Source organism: Streptomyces malaysiensis subsp. malaysiensis (assembly GCF_040653035.1).
Classification (GTDB): domain Bacteria; phylum Actinomycetota; class Actinomycetes; order Streptomycetales; family Streptomycetaceae; genus Streptomyces; species Streptomyces malaysiensis.
In genome coordinates this window covers 19506-35127 of record NZ_JBEZNG010000004.1, presented here as the reverse complement: position 1 = coordinate 35127, position 15622 = coordinate 19506, and the positions used below count along the sequence as shown (strand labels likewise).

The following is a 15622-nucleotide window of genomic DNA, read 5'->3' as shown; positions in this document are numbered from 1 at the left end:
GCTACCGTCCGGCCGTGCTGCTACAGACGCGGAGATCCCGCATACCCTGGACCACACTCGTACTGTCGGCGGTCACCGCGCTGGTCGCCGCCGCCATATCCCTGCTGCCACCGCTCGGCGCCCAGGCCGCCCACGCCGCCTCCGCCGCGCCGGGGAGCACAGCCGACAGCAGATCCGAAAGCAGACCGGTCTACTCCTACGAGAACGCCATCCGCGAATCCGTATGGGTGGACACCACGATCGACGGCGACGCGGACGGACGGACCGACCGGGTCGCCGTCGACATCGTGCGGCCGCGCGAACCCGAGGCGCAGGGCCGCCGCGTCCCCGTCATCATGGACGCCAGTCCGTACTACTCCTGCTGCGGGCGCGGCAACGAGAGCCAGACCAAGACCTATGACGCCGCCGGGAACCCGGTCCGCTTCCCGCTCTTCTACGACAACTACTTCGTACCGCGCGGCTACGCCACCGTCCTGGTCGACCTCGCCGGAACCAACCGCTCCGACGGCTGTGTGGACGTCGGCGGCCGCTCCGACATCCTGTCCGCCAAGGCCGTGGTCGACTGGCTGAACGGCCGCGCGACCGGATACACCACCGCCACCGGCGGACGGACCGTCAAGGCGGGCTGGTCCAACGGCGCCACCGGAATGATCGGCAAGAGCTACGACGGCACCATCGCCAACGGGGTCGCCGCCAGCGGCGTCAAGGGGCTCAAGACCATCGTGCCCATCGGCGCCATCTCCTCCTGGTACGACTACTACTTCGCCAAGGGCGCCCCGCTCTTCGACTCCGGCCCCGACGGACTCTCGGACACCGTCGAGAGCGACGGCGCGCACGCCCGCTGCGCCGCCGTACAGAAACGTCTCGTCGAGGGCGCCCCGCGCAACGGCGACTGGACCGGTCTGTGGAACGACCGCCACTATGTGCCGGACGCCGGCAAGGTGCGGGCCAGCGTCTTCGCCGTCCACGGCGCGCAGGACCTCAACGTGCGCACCAAGCACCTCGGACAGTGGTGGAACGCCCTCGCCGACGCGGGCGTCGAGCGCAAGATCTGGCTCTCCCAGACCGGGCATGTCGACCCGTTCGACTTCCGGCGCGAGGAGTGGGTGCGCACCCTGCACCGCTGGTTCGACCACTATCTGCTCGGGATCGACAACGGCATCGAGCGCGAGCCGATGGCCGATGTCGAGCGCGCCCCCGACCAGTGGTCCACCGACCGGGTCTGGCCCCCGTCCGGCACCCGGCAGACCACTCTGCGCCCGCGCGGCGGCGCCACCGCCGGAGTGGGCGTGCTCGGCACCGAGCGGGCCGAGCCCGGCTCTACGGAGACCTTCACCGACGACCCCGCGCTGAGCGAGGCCGACTGGTCCGCGGCGATCGACACCTCGACGCCCGGCAAGGCGGGCTTCACCACCGGTCCGCTCGAGCGGGACCTGCGGCTGTCCGGCTCCGGCACGGTCACCGTCACCGCCACGCCCTCCACCGCCGACGCCCATCTCTCCGCGGTCCTGGTCGACCTCGGCCCGGCCACCATCCGCGACTACACGGCAGCGGGCGAGGGGATCACCACCCTCGACCGGCGCACCTGCTGGGGCAGTTCCACGGCGGGCGACAGCGCCTGCTTCAAGGAGACCGCCGCCGACAAGGAGGACGTGGACTACACGGTCTTCAGCCGGGGCTGGGCCGACCTCGGGCACTACGCGGACGACGGCAAGGCCCGCCCGCTGACCCCGGGCAAGGCGTACACCATCACCCTGGACCTCGCGGCGACCGACCATGTGGTCCCGGCCGGCCACCGCCTCGGCCTGATCGTCGCGGGCACCGACGCGGGCCTCATCGAGCCGCCGTCCACCACCCCGCGGCTGACCGTCGACCTGCCCCGCACCTCGGCCCGGCTGCCGCTGGTCGGCGGCGCCCCGAAGGCCGCGGCCGCCCCCTCGCGCACGGCGGCCACCCCGCCCCTGAAGGGCGTACGGGCCCCGCACCACCGGACCCCGCTCCCGTCCGTCTCCACCCACGACTGACCCGTGCCGGTGGGTCCCCGCCGCCACGGCCATGGCGGCGGGGACCCACCGGTGGCGGGCCGTGACAGAACGCCGTAACCCACCCCGCACCCGTACTCCCACACCCCAGGAGGTCCTTCGTGTTCTCGCGGTCACCCCTGATCCGCAGCGCCACCTGCGGCGCGATCGGTGCCCTGCTGGCCGGGTCGTTCCTCAGCGCGCCCGCGCAGGCCGAGCAGCGCCCGCCGCGTACCGGGTTCGAGATCAGCCATGGCGCCCGGTGGACCACCCAAGGCGAGGAGGCGGACTTCCTCGCGGCCGTCGACAAGGCCGGCCCGCGCGTCGCCGTCGACCGGATCGGCGCCACCGCGCAGGGGCGGCCGCTGCGGCTGGTGCGCATCGGCGCACCGGCCGCCCCCGCCGATCCCGCCGAAGCGGCGCGCGGCAACGTCCTGCTGCTGATCTGTTCCCAGCACGGCGACGAACCCTCCGGCCGCGAGGCGTGTCTGACCACCGTCCGCGACCTCGCCTACGCCAAGGACCGCGACACGCGCCGCTTCCTGGAGCGCACCCAGGTCCTCGTGGTCCCGACCGCCAACCCCGACGGCCGCGCCGCCGACACCCGCGGCAACTCCGACGGCGTGGACATCAACCGCGACCACATCGCGCTCAGCACCGCCGAATCCCGCGCGATGGCGGGCGTCATCCGCGACTGGCGCCCCGACACCGTCCACGATCTGCATGAGTACGGGGCGACCGCCCCGTACTACACCAAGGACCTGCTGGCGCTGTGGCCGCGCAACCTCAACACCCACGACCCGGTGCACCGGGAGGCGAGCACCCTGTCGGACGCCTATGTGCGCCCCGGCGTCGAGGCCGCGGGCCACACCACCGGCGTCTACGGCATCTGGACCGACCCCGAGACCGGGGAGCCGGTCAAGCAGGTGGCGGGCGACGGCCAGGAGCGGATCCTGCGGAACACCGCGGGTGTCAAGCACTCGATCGGGCTGCTGGTCGAGACCCGGGTCGACCCGCTCACCGACGCCGAGAAGGCCGACCCCGCGCTCAACAACCGCCGCCGGGTGGGCTCCCATCTGGCCGCCCTGAAGGGCTCCTTCGACTTCATCACCGAGCGGCGCGCCCGGATCGAGGCGGCCACGACGGCGGCGCGGCTGGCCGGTTACGCGGACCGGGGCCCGGTCTACCTCGACGGCGCCGACAACGAACCGCCGGAGGACGGCACGGTTCTGACGGACCCGCCGTGCGGCTACCGGCTGGACGCGGCCCAGTACGGCGAGGTACGGGACGAGTTGGCCCTGCACGCGGTGACGGCCCGACCCGTCAAGGGTGACGGGGGCGCCTTCGTACCGCTGCGCCAGTCGGCCCGTGCGCTGGTGCCGCTGCTGCTGGACGGGCGGGCCGCGTACCACCTCACCGCCGGGCAGCCGGTGGACACGTGCTGAGCTGACGCCCCGAGGGCGCGAACGCCCCGAGGGCACACGAAAACACCGGCCCTCACGGTCGGTTGGCATGCATCTCAGAGTCCTGGGTAGCCGAAAGTCCGTCAGATAAACCTCCAGTGAAAGGGCTTTTGCGTGCCGCAGACAGGTACAACTACGGGGGACGTCAGCGGCGATCCGCCGGTGACCGAGGATCTTCCCGGCCCCGACCACGCCGGGTCCCATCGGTCCCCCAGCACGGACCGTGTGGTTTTCGGCGTCTCCGCCGCGCTCACGGTCGCCTTCGTCATCTGGGGGGCGGTGGCCAGCGACACCCTGGAGAGCGTCTCGGACAGCATGCTCTCCGGGCTGATCCACAACGGCGGATGGGCCTTCGTCCTGGCCGCGTCGGGATTCGTGATCTTCGCCCTCTGGCTGGCCATGAGCCGCTACGGCAAGATCACCCTTGGAAAGGAGGGTGAGGAACCCGAATTCCGGACCGTCTCATGGGTCGCGATGATGTTCAGCGCGGGCATGGGCATCGGTCTGATGTTCTACGGCGTCAGTGAGCCGCTGGCGCACTTCGTGTCCCCGCCACCCGGGACCGACCCCGCCAGCGCGGCCGAGAAGATGCAGACCGCGATGTCCACCACGCTCTTCCACTGGACGCTGCACCCCTGGGCCATCTACGCGGTCGTCGGCCTGGCCATCGCGTACAGCACCTTCCGCCGCGGCCGCCGGCAGACGATCAGCGCGGTCTTCACCCCGCTCATCGGCTCGAAGAACGCCAACGGCTGGGGCGGCCGGGTCATCGACATCCTGGCCATCTTCGCCACGCTCTTCGGCTCCGCCGCCTCGCTCGGCCTCGGCGCGCTCCAGATCGGCAGCGGTGTGGAGGTGCTGGGCTGGAAGAGCGATGTGGGCACGGGGCTGCTGGTCGCCGTCATCGCGATCCTGACCGCGGCCTTCATCGCGTCCGCCGTCTCGGGTGTCGCCAAGGGCATCCAGTGGCTGTCCAACATCAATATGGTGCTGGCGCTCTTCCTCGCGGTCTTCGTCTTCGTGGCCGGGCCGACCATCATCATCCTCGATCTGCTGCCGACCTCGATCGGCTCCTACATCGGCGATCTGCCGCAGCTGGTGGGCCGCACCGAGGCCACCGGTGGTAAGTCGGTCGCGGACTGGCTGAGCAGCTGGACGGTCTTCTACTGGGCCTGGTGGATCTCCTGGACGCCGTTCGTGGGCATGTTCATCGCCCGGATCAGCCGCGGCCGCACCATCCGGCAGTTCGTGGGCGGTGTGATCCTGGTCCCGAGCACCGTCAGCCTGCTGTGGTTCGCCATCTTCGGCGGCTCGTCGATGAAGCTCCAGGCCGCGGGCCGGCTGGGGAAGGAAACCACCCCCGAGGGGCAGCTGTTCGGGGTGCTCGACCAGTACCCGGTCGCCGGTGTGATGAGCGTGCTGGTGATGGTCCTGGTCGGCATCTTCTTCGTCTCCGGCGCCGACGCGGCGTCCATCGTGATGGGCACGCTCTCGCAGAAGGGCGCCTTCGAGCCGACCCGCTTCGTCGTCATCTTCTGGGGCGTGGTCACGGGCGCGGTGGCGGCCGTGATGCTGCTGATCGGCGGTGGTGGGGGCGACGCCCTCACCGGGCTCCAGAATCTGACGATCCTGGTGGCGGCCCCCTTCACACTGGTGATGGTGGGGCTGTGCTGGGCGCTGCTGAAGGATCTGCGCCGCGATCCGCTGATCGTCCGGGGCGAGAAGGGCGAGGAGGCCGTCGAGATGGCGGTCATCGCCGGTCATGAGAAGTACGACGGCGAGTTCGAGATCCGCATCGGCCCGGCGAGCCCCTCCGCGTCCGACTCCCCGTCGGGGAACGAGGACGGCGCGGCCGAATCGGGCGACCGGGCTCCCGTCGCCGAGGCCCGTTAGGCCGATTCCCCCGGTCGCTCTCCGCCCGCCCGTGTGCCGGGCGCGACCGTACCCCGCCGCCCGGACCCCCGTCGGTCCGGGCGGCGCGTCGTGTGTGCCGGGGGAGAGCCGGGCGGCCGTCCCGGCACCCCGAGGAAAGCCGGGCGGCGACCCGGGCCGCCCGGCGCACCGCCGGTTTCCCCCCGATACCGCCCGAACCGGGAATACTTGGGGCATGACCTCCGAGTACGTGACCTTCGGGCTGATGCCGGCGATGCGCGCGGGCGGTGTGCAGGCCGACGGCACGTACCAAACCCACCGCGACTTCCTGGACTTCGTGGTGGACGGCAGACCCCTGCTGGCGCGCCTCGCCGACCTCGACGCGGTCTCACCGCTCACCGCCGACACCGGGCCCGCCGCCTTCGCCGACCAGGTCCGGAGGCTGCTGCTGGAGGCGGAGCCGCCGCTGGACGGCAGCCGGTTCATCATCTACGGCTGCCCGGAGTGCGAGGGGCCGGAGTGCGGGGCCCTCACCGCCGTCATCGAACGGGACGGTCCGGACGTCATCTGGCGTGACTTCGGCTGGCAGACCGGCGAGACCCCGGACGCCGAGCGCGACGGCTACCACGACATCGGCCCCTACCGCTTCCACGGTGAGCGGTACCGAGCCGCGCTGAGGCGGCTGCTGACGGCCGACGGCGCGCCCGCGCCCGGGATTCCCACGGGCCCGCGGGCGCTGCTGATCGGGCCGCGCGCCGCCGTCCTCGCCAAGCTGGCCGCCGCGCTGCGCCGTATCGGCGTCGGCGCCGAGATCACCCTGGACGCGGTCGGCGCCCACGCGGATGAGCTGCGCAAATACGGTGTGGTGGTCTTCGGCGGGACGGTGCGCGAGGATGAGCGCGACGCGGTCCGGCGGGCCTTTGCGGCGGCGTGCTCGGAGGCGGTGTGCGTCACCGCGCTCGCCCCGATCGTCCCGCTGCTCGTCGCCCAGGTCGTCCAGGCACTGGACCGCACCTCCCAGGACCACCGCCGCCTGCTCGGTCTGACGGCGGTGGCGGGCGGCGCCGAGGCGGTGGTCGAGATCGCTTCGGCCTGCCGGGTGCGGCTGCTGGCCCACCGCCTTGACCGGCTGTCCCGCCCCCGTACGCACGCACTCCTCGACGCCGTCCTGCCCCCGGGCACCCACCGCGTCCCCCTGGACCCTCGCGCCGTCCGCGGCCGGTCCTTCCTGGTAGCCCGAACGAACGACACGGTGCGGATCACCCCCGTGGAACGGTAGGGGAGGGGCGTCGGTCCCATGCCCTCTCCCCGGCGGGCCAGGTCCGCGGTGACCTCGCCGTCGGCCCGTGCCGCGACGACGCGTGGATCATGCCGGATCAGAACGGGCGGCCAGAAGGCGCCCGCCGCGCCGCGGTCCCAGGCGGGGGGCATGGGGGCATGGTCGAACGGCGCCTGAAGGAGGCGCCGCGCGCGACGGTGACGCGCGGCTCCGACCACCTCTCAGCGGTGGCCGGGGGCCCGTAGCCGGTCTCGTATGGCTCCAGCCCGAGCGCGGTACATGCCTCGGGACAGTCGTCGCCGAGCACGCTCGGGAACTGAGCCGGGCGCACGCCGGGCCTTACGAGGCCGAATCGGCTCGCTTGATCGCCCCGCCGCCCGCCGCCCGCCGCCCGCTGCCCGCCGCTCGCCGCCCGCCCCGCCCGGCCTCGCCGTCATGGCGGGGCCGGGCGGGGCGAGCCGGTTTCGGCGCCGGAGGGCCGAGCGGATCGGCGGAGGTCGGCTGCGGTTCGGTGGCGCCCCGAAGGGGCGCCGGGCTGTGTCGATCTGCGGCTCCGCCGCGCGGGCGCGACCGGCCACGACGGCGCCGTGGACGATCGACGGCAGCTCAGGGCACTCCCAGCGGAGCGCTCAGCGCTTCTTCGGGTCCAGCAGACCCGCACGCCGCAGGGCGTCGGCCATCGCCCCGTTCGCCGGGGCCGCGTCGCGGCCGCCGCCGCGCTGGCCACGGCCGCCGCCCTGGCGCTGCTGGGGCGCGCCGCGGCGGCCCCCGCCCCGCTGGCCGCGGGCGTCCTCGGAGCGGTTGCGGTCACGGCCGCCGCCGGACGGCGCGCCCGCCTCGTCGTCGAGCCGGAGCGTCAGCGAGATCCGCTTGCGCGGGATGTCGACGTCCAGGACCTTGACCCGCACGATGTCACCGGGCTTGACCACATCCCGCGGGTCCTTGACGAACGTCTTGGACATCGCGGAGACGTGCACCAGACCGTCCTGGTGCACACCGACGTCGACGAACGCCCCGAACGCCGCGACATTGGTGACCACGCCCTCCAGGATCATCCCGGCGGACAGGTCGCCGATCTTCTCGACGCCGTCCTTGAAGGTCGCCGTCTTGAAGGCGGGACGCGGGTCGCGGCCCGGCTTCTCCAGCTCCTTGAGGATGTCGGTGACGGTCGGCAGACCGAAGGCGTCGTCCACGAACTCGTCCGGCCGCAGGCCCCGCAGCACCCCCGTGTTGCCGATGAGGGTGGCCACCTCGCCGCCCGCCTTGGTGGCCATCCGCCGCACCACCGGATACGACTCGGGGTGCACGCTCGACGCGTCCAGCGGGTCGTCGCCGCCGCGGATGCGCAGGAAGCCCGCGCACTGCTCATACGCCTTGGGACCGAGCCGGGCCACGCCCTTGAGCGCCTTGCGGTCGCGGAACGGGCCGTTGGCGTCGCGGTGGGAGACGATGTTCTCCGCGAGGCCGGTGCCGATGCCCGAAACCCGGCTGAGCAGCGGGGCGGAGGCCGTGTTGACGTCCACCCCCACGCCGTTCACACAGTCCTCGACGACCGCGTCGAGCGAGCGGGAGAGCTTCACCTCGGACAGGTCGTGCTGGTACTGACCGACACCGATCGACTTCGGGTCGATCTTGACCAGCTCGGCCAGCGGATCCTGGAGCCGGCGCGCGATGGACACGGCGCCGCGCAGCGAGACATCGAGCTCCGGCAGCTCCTGCGAGGCGAAGGCGGAGGCCGAGTACACCGAGGCGCCCGCCTCCGAGACCATCACCTTGGTGAGCTTGAGCTCGGGGTGCTTGCCGCACAGCTCGCCCGCCAGCTTGTCGGTCTCGCGGGACGCCGTGCCGTTGCCGATCGCGATGAGCTCCACCTTGTGCTCCCGCGCCAGCGCGGCCAGCTTGGCGATGGCCTCGTCCCACTGGTTGCGGGGGACGTGCGGATAGATCGTGTCGGTGGCCGCCACCTTGCCGGTCGCGTCGACCACCGCCACCTTCACGCCCGTACGGAAGCCGGGGTCGAGGCCCATCGTGGCGCGCGTCCCGGCCGGGGCGGCGAGCAGCAGATCGCGGAGGTTGGCGGCGAAGACGCGAACCGCCTCGTCCTCGGCGGCCTGCCGCAGCCGCAGCCGCAGATCGATGCCGAGGTGGACCAGGACGCGGGTGCGCCAGGCCCAGCGCACCGTGTCGGCCAGCCACTTGTCGGCGGGGCGGCCGCGGTCCGCGATGCCGAAGCGGTGGGCGATGGAGCGCTCGTAGGAGGTGGGGCCGGCCTCCTCGGAGGGCTCCTCCGGCTCCAGGGTGAGGTCGAGGACCTCCTCCTTCTCACCGCGGAACATCGCCAGCACCCGGTGCGAGGGCAGCTCGGTGAACGGCTCGGCGAAGTCGAAGTAGTCGGCGAACTTGGCGCCCGCCTCCTCCTTGCCGTCCCGCACCTTGGTGGCCACCCGGCCGCGCTCCCACATGCGCTCACGCAGCTCGCCGATGAGGTCGGCGTCCTCGCTGAACCGCTCGGTGAGGATGGCGCGGGCCCCCTCCAGCGCGGCGGCCGCGTCCGCGACGCCCTTCTCGGCGTCCACGAAGGCCGCCGCGGCGGCCAGGGGCTCCACGGCCGGGTCGCCCAGCAGCCCGTCCGCGAGCGGCTCAAGACCGGCCTCGCGGGCGATCTGCGCCTTCGTGCGCCGCTTGGGCTTGTAGGGGAGGTAGATGTCCTCCAGCCGGGCCTTGGAGTCCGCGGCGAGGATCTGCGCCTCCAGGGCCTCGTCCAGCTTGCCCTGGGAGCGGATCGACTCGAGGACGGCGGCGCGCCGCTCCTCGAGCTCCCGCAGATAGCGCAGCCGCTCCTCCAGGGAGCGCAGCTGCGCGTCGTCGAGCATCTCCGTCGCTTCCTTGCGGTAGCGCGCGATGAACGGCACGGTGGAGCCGCCGTCGAGCAGCTCGACGGCGGCTTTGACCTGCCGTTCCCGTACGCCGAGTTCCTCGGCGATCCTGCCTTCGATGGACGTCGTCACGATCACGCTCCGCTTTCGGTCTGCACTGCTCCTGCATTGTGGCAGGTGGCACTGACGAAGCGGTCGCGGCCGACGCTTTCGGCGGGCCGGGAGGGTCGGATACGGGCCGGTCGGACACCGGTATCAGCCGGAAACGGTCATCACACCCGCCTGCGGCGCGGTCCGCTCACCGCGTCCGAGGCGCCGCCGAAGAGGCGGGCCAGCGCGCGGAAGGGAAGCGTCACCACGGTCGCGATGGCGGCACCGATGGCACGGAGCACGTCGGCGATGGCGCGGAACACGGGGATACCTCCTGTCGGTCGGTGGCGGGTCGGCGGCGGCCGCCGAGCACCGTTCGCAACGCGGCGCACGGGCTGGTGCCGGCGTACGCGGCGCGCGGTGTGGGCGCCCGGTTGTCAGACGGCCGATCGCGCACAACAAGGCGGGTATCCCGATGTGCCCCTGCCAAACCCGGCCACCCCGCGGCCGTGGCCGTGCCCCCGGGGGGAGGCACGGCCACGGGACGGGCGGCTCGGCCGGGCCGTCCGTTTCAGTCCTTGCTGCGGAGGTCCGCCGGGAAGGCGCCGTTCTCACGGGCGGTGGTGCTGAGGGCGGTGGCCAGCTCGGTCAGCCGGGCCACACCCTCGGCGCCCAGGTGCTCGTACGGGGCCGCGTCCAGGCGGTCGGTCTCGGCCTCGAGGTCCTTGCGCAGCCGCTCGCCCGCCTCCGTCAGCTCGTTGTCGGCGGTGAGCACCCCGCGGTCGCGCAGCCGCTGCCGGCCCGCCTCCCACTCCTCGGCGCTGAAGCCGCGGGTCCGCAGGATCCACTTGGTGGACATGCCCTGACCGGTCGCGGTGTGCGAGGCCAGCGCCTCGACCGGGTCGAGCCCGGCGCCGACCAAGGTCATCAGATGGCCGTCGCCGCGGTGTTCGCGCAGCAGCGTGGCGGCGTGCCACAGCGCCAGATGCGGGGTGTCCGGCACGGGCAGATCGGCGTGGGCCGCGTAGAGGGGGCGCGCCTGGCGCGTACACGCTTCGGTGGCGCGCAGCGCCAGCTCCGCGGCCTCGGCCACCTCCTTGGAGGCTATGACCTCCTCGCCCAGCACCCGCCGCAGCACCGAGTCGGCGGCCCGCAGCCGGGCCTCGAGGGCGGCCTCGGGGGAGACCACGTCCCACGCGGCCGGAATATGACGGGCGATCAACTCATGGTTGAAGTTGAAGAAGGTCGCGGTGACGGTGCCCGCGCACACCCGTCCCAGCGGCGCCGCGCGGCCGATGAAGTAGCCGGCCGTGCTGTCCTCCAGGCCCAGCTTGGCGAGTTCCTCGCCGAAGTCGGGGGAGAAGTAGATGGCGGAGTGGATCGGGTTGACGACGCTGTAGCAGCGACGAGCGGCAAGCTCGGGGAGAGTGGTCATGGGCCGCACGCTACCGACAGGTAGTCACACCCGGTAGCCCGGACCTCACCAAGATCCCATCGGCCCGCCGGATCCGGCCACTTACCCCGCTCAGCCGGTCGGTGGCGTCCAGCGGAAGCGCGGCGTGCGGCGTTCCAGGAAGGCCGCGATACCCTCCGCGGCCTCCGCGCTGTGCCGTATCTGCTCCTGCCAGTACGCCACCCGGTCCGGCTCCACGGGCCCGGCCGCGAACTCCTTGACCGCCGACTGGGTGAGCTGCGACCGGGAGACCAGCACCCGCGTGAACTCCGCCACCCGCTTGTCGAGTCCGCCCGCCGGCAGCACCTCGTCCACCAGCCCGGTGCGCAGCGCCCGTTCGGTGTCGATCAGTTCGCCCGAGAACAGCAGGAACTTGGCGGTGGCCGGGCCCACCAGCTCGACCAGCCGGCGGGTCGAGCCGGGGGCGTAGACGATGCCCAGCTTGGCCGGGGTGATCCCGAAGCGGGTGCCCTCCTCGGCGAACCGCAGATCGCAGGCGGCCGCGAGCTGGCAGCCGCCGCCCACGCAGTAGCCGCGCAGCGCGGCCAGGGTCGGCTTGGGGAAGGCGGCCAGCGCCTCCTCGGCGGGCAGCGCGACCCCGGTGGTCGCCTCGTACGTGCCGCTCAGGGAGCCGATGTCGGCGCCCGCGCAGAAGGTGTCGCCGTCGCCGGTGAGGACCAGCGCCCGTACGGCGGGGTCGGCGGCGAGCCGGGCCAGCAGCGGCGGCAGCGCCCGCCACATCCCCAGGGTCATCGCGTTGCGCTTGGCGGGATTGTGGATGACGACGGTCGCTATGCCGTCGGCGACCTCGTGCTCCAGAGAGGGCTCCATGCCGCGGATCGTATCCGGGCCGCTCGGGGGCGCCCCCGACGGCACCCGGGTGGGGCGGGAGCCGGGCCGGACGCCGTTCGGGCCGGAGTGGCCGGTCAAGTCAGAGTCACCATGGTCGGAATCCAGGCGAGCAGGAACAGTCGAGCGCGTGACGCTGGCATACGCCAACGGTCAAAAGCGCTCGATAAGCGCCAAGTTCTGGCTACTCCATCGGTCAGTACCGGGGCTTCCCAACACTCGGTATGAGTGGTCGGGCCGCGGCGAGGGGTGAGTATCGGACATGGAGATCGTCGGGAGAGTCCCCTCCGAACCGGGGCACGCCCCGCCCGCGCCCCCGCCGCCGGCCGCCTACGAGGGGACCTGGCGGTTCACCGCACCCGCCCTGGACTCCTCCGTGCCCCAGGCCCGGCGCGCGGTGCGCGAGCTGCTGGTCCATCAGCGTGCTCCGGTCGACGAGGAACTGGTGGAGAGTCTGCTCCTGATCGCCTCCGAGCTGGTCACCAACGCGGTACGGCACGCCGCGCTGCTCTCCCCCGAGATCGCCGTCGAGGTCTCCCTGAACCGGGGCTGGGTCAGGATCGCCGTCGAGGACAACCATCCCTACCGGCCCGTCGCGCTGATGGCGGACCAGGGCGGGACCGGCGGGCGTGGACTGCTGCTCGTGACGGCGATCACGGAGGAGGCCGGCGGGGCCTACGACGTCGACCACACGGCGGGCGGCGGCAAGGTGGTCTGGGCCGCCCTTCCGCTGCCCGGCGCCACTACCAGCCGGCCGCCGTCCCGGTGAGCTCACGGACCGTCGGGCGGGCCGTGTCCAGCACGTTCATGAACCACGCCGAGAACGGCCCCGCGTCGCGCAGCAGCTTCTCCAGCTCATCGGGGGTGACGAAGGCGATCTCGCTGATCTCCTCGGGATCCGGGTTGGGAGTGGCCCCCACCAGCCCCGCGAAGACGTGGTTGTACTCCTGCTCCACCAGGCCAGAGGCCGGGTCGGGGTGGTTGTAGCGGACCGTGCCCGCCTCCCGCAGCAGCGCGGGCGCCGCGCCCAGCTCCTCACCAGTGCGCCGGGCGGCGGCCGCGAACGGCGGCTCACCGGGGTAGGGGTGGCCGCAGCAGGTGTTGGACCAGACCCCGGGGGAGTGGTATTTGCTCAGCGCACGGCGCTGAAGCAGCAGCCGCCCCTCGTCGTCGAAGAGGAAGACGGAGAACGCCCGGTGCAGCTTGCCGGGTGCGAGATGCGCGGAGAGCTTCTCCGCGGTACCGATCGTCGTACCGTCCTCGTCGACCAGCTCGAGCATGATCGGTTCCGCGGAACCGCTGGGTGCGGCGGTCTCGGCGGTCTTGGCGGAGCCGCCGTTGGCAGGTGTGATCGGCATGACCATCCTCATAGTTCCGACTCGTGAACGTCCAAGTCTGCCGCACGTGTGCCCGGTGACCGTGTCAGTGGCACAGCTTGGCTTCGTGATCAGCATGCCCACCCGGTTCCAGCTGGAACGTGCAGTGCGCGACATCGAAGTGCTCCCCCAGACATTCCTGGAGGGCGTGCAGCATCCGCTCGTGACCCATCGTGTCCAGGGCCCCCGGGGCGACCACCACATGCGCCGAGAGCACCGGCATCCCCGAGGTGATGGTCCACACATGGAGGTCGTGCAGCCCCTCGACCCCGGGCAGGCCGAGGATATGGGCGTGTACGGCCGCCATGTCGACATCGCGCGGCGCCGCCTCAAGGAGCACGTTCAGCGTCTCGCGCAGCAGCTTGTACGTCCGCGGAACGATCATGAGCGCGATCACCAGCGAGGCCAGGGGATCGGCCGTCTGCCAGCCGGTCGTGAGAATGATCCCGGCGGACACCAGCACCGCCACCGAGCCCAGCGCGTCCGCCGCGACCTCCAGGAAGGCGCCCCGGACGTTCAGGCTGGTGCGCTGGCCGCCCCTGAGCAGGGCCAGCGACACCAGGTTCGCCGCCAGGCCGACGGCGCCGAAGACGATGGTCAGCCCGCCCTCGGTGGCGGTCGGGGTGAGGAACCGCAGCACCGCCTCGTAGAGGATGTAGCCGCCGACGCCGAACAGCAGCAGACAGTTGCCCAGGGCCGCCAGGATCTCGGCGCGGGCATAGCCGTAGGTGCGGTGCGGGCTCGGGGGACGGCCCGCGAAGTGGATCGCCAGCAGCGCCATCGAGAGCCCGAGCGCGTCCGTCGCCATATGGCCGGCGTCCGCGAGCAGGGCCAGGGAGCCGGCGAGCAGACCACCGATGATCTCCACGGCCATCACGGTGAGGGTGATGCCCAGGGCGATCCGCAGCCGCCAGCGGTGGGCGGCGCCCGCGGTGGTGTGGCCGCGCGCGTGGTCATGGCCTGCGCCCATGTGCGTACGGCCCTCCTCCCGGCGCCGCGGCCCCCTGCTCACCAGTGAACTACGGCGCCGGGACGCGGCCCGGTCAGCCGCGCCGGGCCTCGGGGTGGCGCAGGCACCAGCCCTCCCAGGCCGACTCCACCATCGCGCGGACATCGTGCCGGGCGCTCCAGCCCAGCTCCTTGGCGATCAGTTCGGTGGATCCCACGACCTGCGCCGGATCGCCCGCCCGGCGCGGCTCGACCACGGGGGTGAGTTCGGGGTGGCCGGTGATCTCGCCGATGAGATCGGACATCTCGCGCACCGAGACGCCCTGACCGGTGCCGATGTTCACCGTGAGGTCACCCGGCCCCGGCTGCGCGGCCAGCCGGCGGGCCACGGCCAGATGGGCGGAGGCCAGATCCTCGACATGGATGTAGTCGCGGATACAGGTGCCGTCGGGGGTGTCGTAGTCGGCACCGAAGATCCGGGGCGGCCGCCCCTCGGTGATCCGCTCGAACATCATCGGGATGATGTTGAACACTCCGGTGTCGGACAGCTCGGGGCGCGTGGCACCCGCCACATTGAAGTAGCGCAGACAGGCCGTGGACAGGGAGTGGGCCGCGCCCGCCGCTCTGACCAGCCATTCTCCGGCCAGCTTGGTCTCCCCGTACGGATTGATCGGCCGGCACGGGGTGTCCTCGGTGACGAGTTCCACATCGGGCATGCCGTAGACGGCGGCGGAGGAGGAGAAGAGGAAGCGGCCGACCCCGGCCGCGACCGCCGCCTCCAGCAGCACCGTGAGCCCGTGCACATTCTCGCGGTAGTAGCGCAGCGGCTGCTCCACGGACTCCCCGACCTGCTTCTTCGCCGCGAGATGCACCACACCGGTCACGTTCAGCTCGGCGAAGGTGCGGTCCAGCAGCTCACGGTCGAGGGCGGAGCCGCGGACCAGCGGCACATCCTCAGGCAGCCGCGCCCGTACGCCGCTGGACAGATCGTCGAGCACGGCCACGGACTCGCCCGCCTCGGCCATGGCCCGCACAACATGCGACCCGATATATCCGGCACCACCTGTGATCAGCCATGTCATGCCCCGCACCCTATCCGTGGCCGGGACGGTCGCCGTTTGTGGAGGGCAGCCGCCATCCACCATGATGATCGACGTCACGCGGAAGTGGTCGTTCCCCCGATCGTGTGGTGAATGCGCGGTGAACGGCGGCTTCCATCGATCCGATAGCCTCTGCCGGACGTGCCGCCAGCCCCAGCGGGGCGAGGGCGTGTGATGCCCATGGCCCGGAGGGCCCCTGCCCGCGCCATCAGCGGCGCGGCCACCATGTCAGCTGCCAAGGAGTGAGTTCGTCTGTCGACCGCGATTCTCACCGGTGCGCCGGTCGCCGGCTCGT

Annotated in this window: 12 protein-coding genes; 5 read left to right on the top strand and 7 right to left on the bottom strand. The window is 72.3% G+C overall.

Going from position 1 to position 15622, the window contains the following annotated elements; translation table 11 throughout:
* Window positions 1-14: 14 nt before the first annotated feature.
* From AB0E24_RS09690 to AB0E24_RS09675, 4 genes are all read left to right on the top strand, one after another.
* A complete protein-coding gene (locus AB0E24_RS09690) occupies window positions 15-2024 on the top strand; it encodes a Xaa-Pro dipeptidyl-peptidase (RefSeq protein ID WP_359375861.1) in 2010 nt (669 codons plus the stop codon).
* A 119-nt stretch (window positions 2025-2143) separates the two neighbouring features.
* Window positions 2144-3466 carry a M14 family metallopeptidase gene (locus AB0E24_RS09685; RefSeq protein ID WP_359375859.1) on the top strand — a complete coding sequence of 441 codons (1323 nt, stop codon included), beginning with the start codon at window positions 2144-2146 and terminating at the stop codon, window positions 3464-3466.
* Between the two features lie 180 nt (window positions 3467-3646).
* Entirely contained in the window at window positions 3647-5377 is a 1731-nt protein-coding gene (locus tag AB0E24_RS09680; protein WP_069872420.1) for a BCCT family transporter, read from the top strand.
* Between the two features lie 214 nt (window positions 5378-5591).
* Entirely contained in the window at window positions 5592-6635 is a 1044-nt protein-coding gene (locus AB0E24_RS09675; RefSeq protein WP_359375856.1) for an oxidoreductase, read from the top strand.
* Window positions 6636-7264: 629 nt separating this feature from the next.
* Here the strand turns inward: AB0E24_RS09675 and AB0E24_RS09670 are convergent.
* From AB0E24_RS09670 to AB0E24_RS09655, 4 genes are all read right to left on the bottom strand, one after another.
* Entirely contained in the window at window positions 7265-9643 is a 2379-nt protein-coding gene (locus tag AB0E24_RS09670; RefSeq protein ID WP_359375854.1) for a Tex family protein, read from the bottom strand.
* 140 nt (window positions 9644-9783) lie between these two features.
* Window positions 9784-9924, bottom strand: a complete 141-nt coding sequence (locus AB0E24_RS09665; protein WP_167459952.1) for an LPFR motif small protein — start codon at window positions 9922-9924, stop codon at window positions 9784-9786.
* A 248-nt stretch (window positions 9925-10172) separates the two neighbouring features.
* The gene (locus tag AB0E24_RS09660; RefSeq protein WP_079259573.1) at window positions 10173-11036 is read right to left on the bottom strand and encodes an SCO6745 family protein; all 864 of its coding nucleotides are present in this window, start codon (window positions 11034-11036) and stop codon (window positions 10173-10175) included.
* 90 nt (window positions 11037-11126) lie between these two features.
* Complete coding sequence (locus tag AB0E24_RS09655; RefSeq protein WP_069872415.1) at window positions 11127-11885, bottom strand: enoyl-CoA hydratase/isomerase family protein; 759 nt, start codon at window positions 11883-11885, stop codon at window positions 11127-11129.
* A gap of 280 nt (window positions 11886-12165) precedes the next feature.
* Here AB0E24_RS09655 and AB0E24_RS09650 point away from each other — a divergent pair, with 280 nt between their 5' ends.
* The gene (locus AB0E24_RS09650; protein WP_359375850.1) at window positions 12166-12672 is read left to right on the top strand and encodes an ATP-binding protein; all 507 of its coding nucleotides are present in this window, start codon (window positions 12166-12168) and stop codon (window positions 12670-12672) included.
* Here the strand turns inward: AB0E24_RS09650 and idi are convergent.
* The 3 genes from idi to galE all read right to left on the bottom strand — a co-directional run bounded on the left by idi (window position 12647) and on the right by galE (window position 15309).
* Window positions 12647-13261, bottom strand: a complete 615-nt coding sequence (gene idi, locus AB0E24_RS09645; protein ID WP_069872410.1) for an isopentenyl-diphosphate Delta-isomerase — start codon at window positions 13259-13261, stop codon at window positions 12647-12649. The two genes, AB0E24_RS09650 and idi, sit on opposite strands and share 26 nt — an antisense overlap.
* Before the next feature lie 64 nt (window positions 13262-13325).
* Window positions 13326-14249, bottom strand: a complete 924-nt coding sequence (locus AB0E24_RS09640) for a cation diffusion facilitator family transporter (protein WP_359375847.1) — start codon at window positions 14247-14249, stop codon at window positions 13326-13328.
* Window positions 14250-14322: 73 nt separating this feature from the next.
* Window positions 14323-15309: a UDP-glucose 4-epimerase GalE gene (galE, locus tag AB0E24_RS09635; RefSeq protein WP_347237513.1), complete on the bottom strand. Its 987-nt coding sequence runs from the start codon at window positions 15307-15309 to the stop codon at window positions 14323-14325.
* Between the last annotated feature and the right edge of the window lie 313 nt (window positions 15310-15622).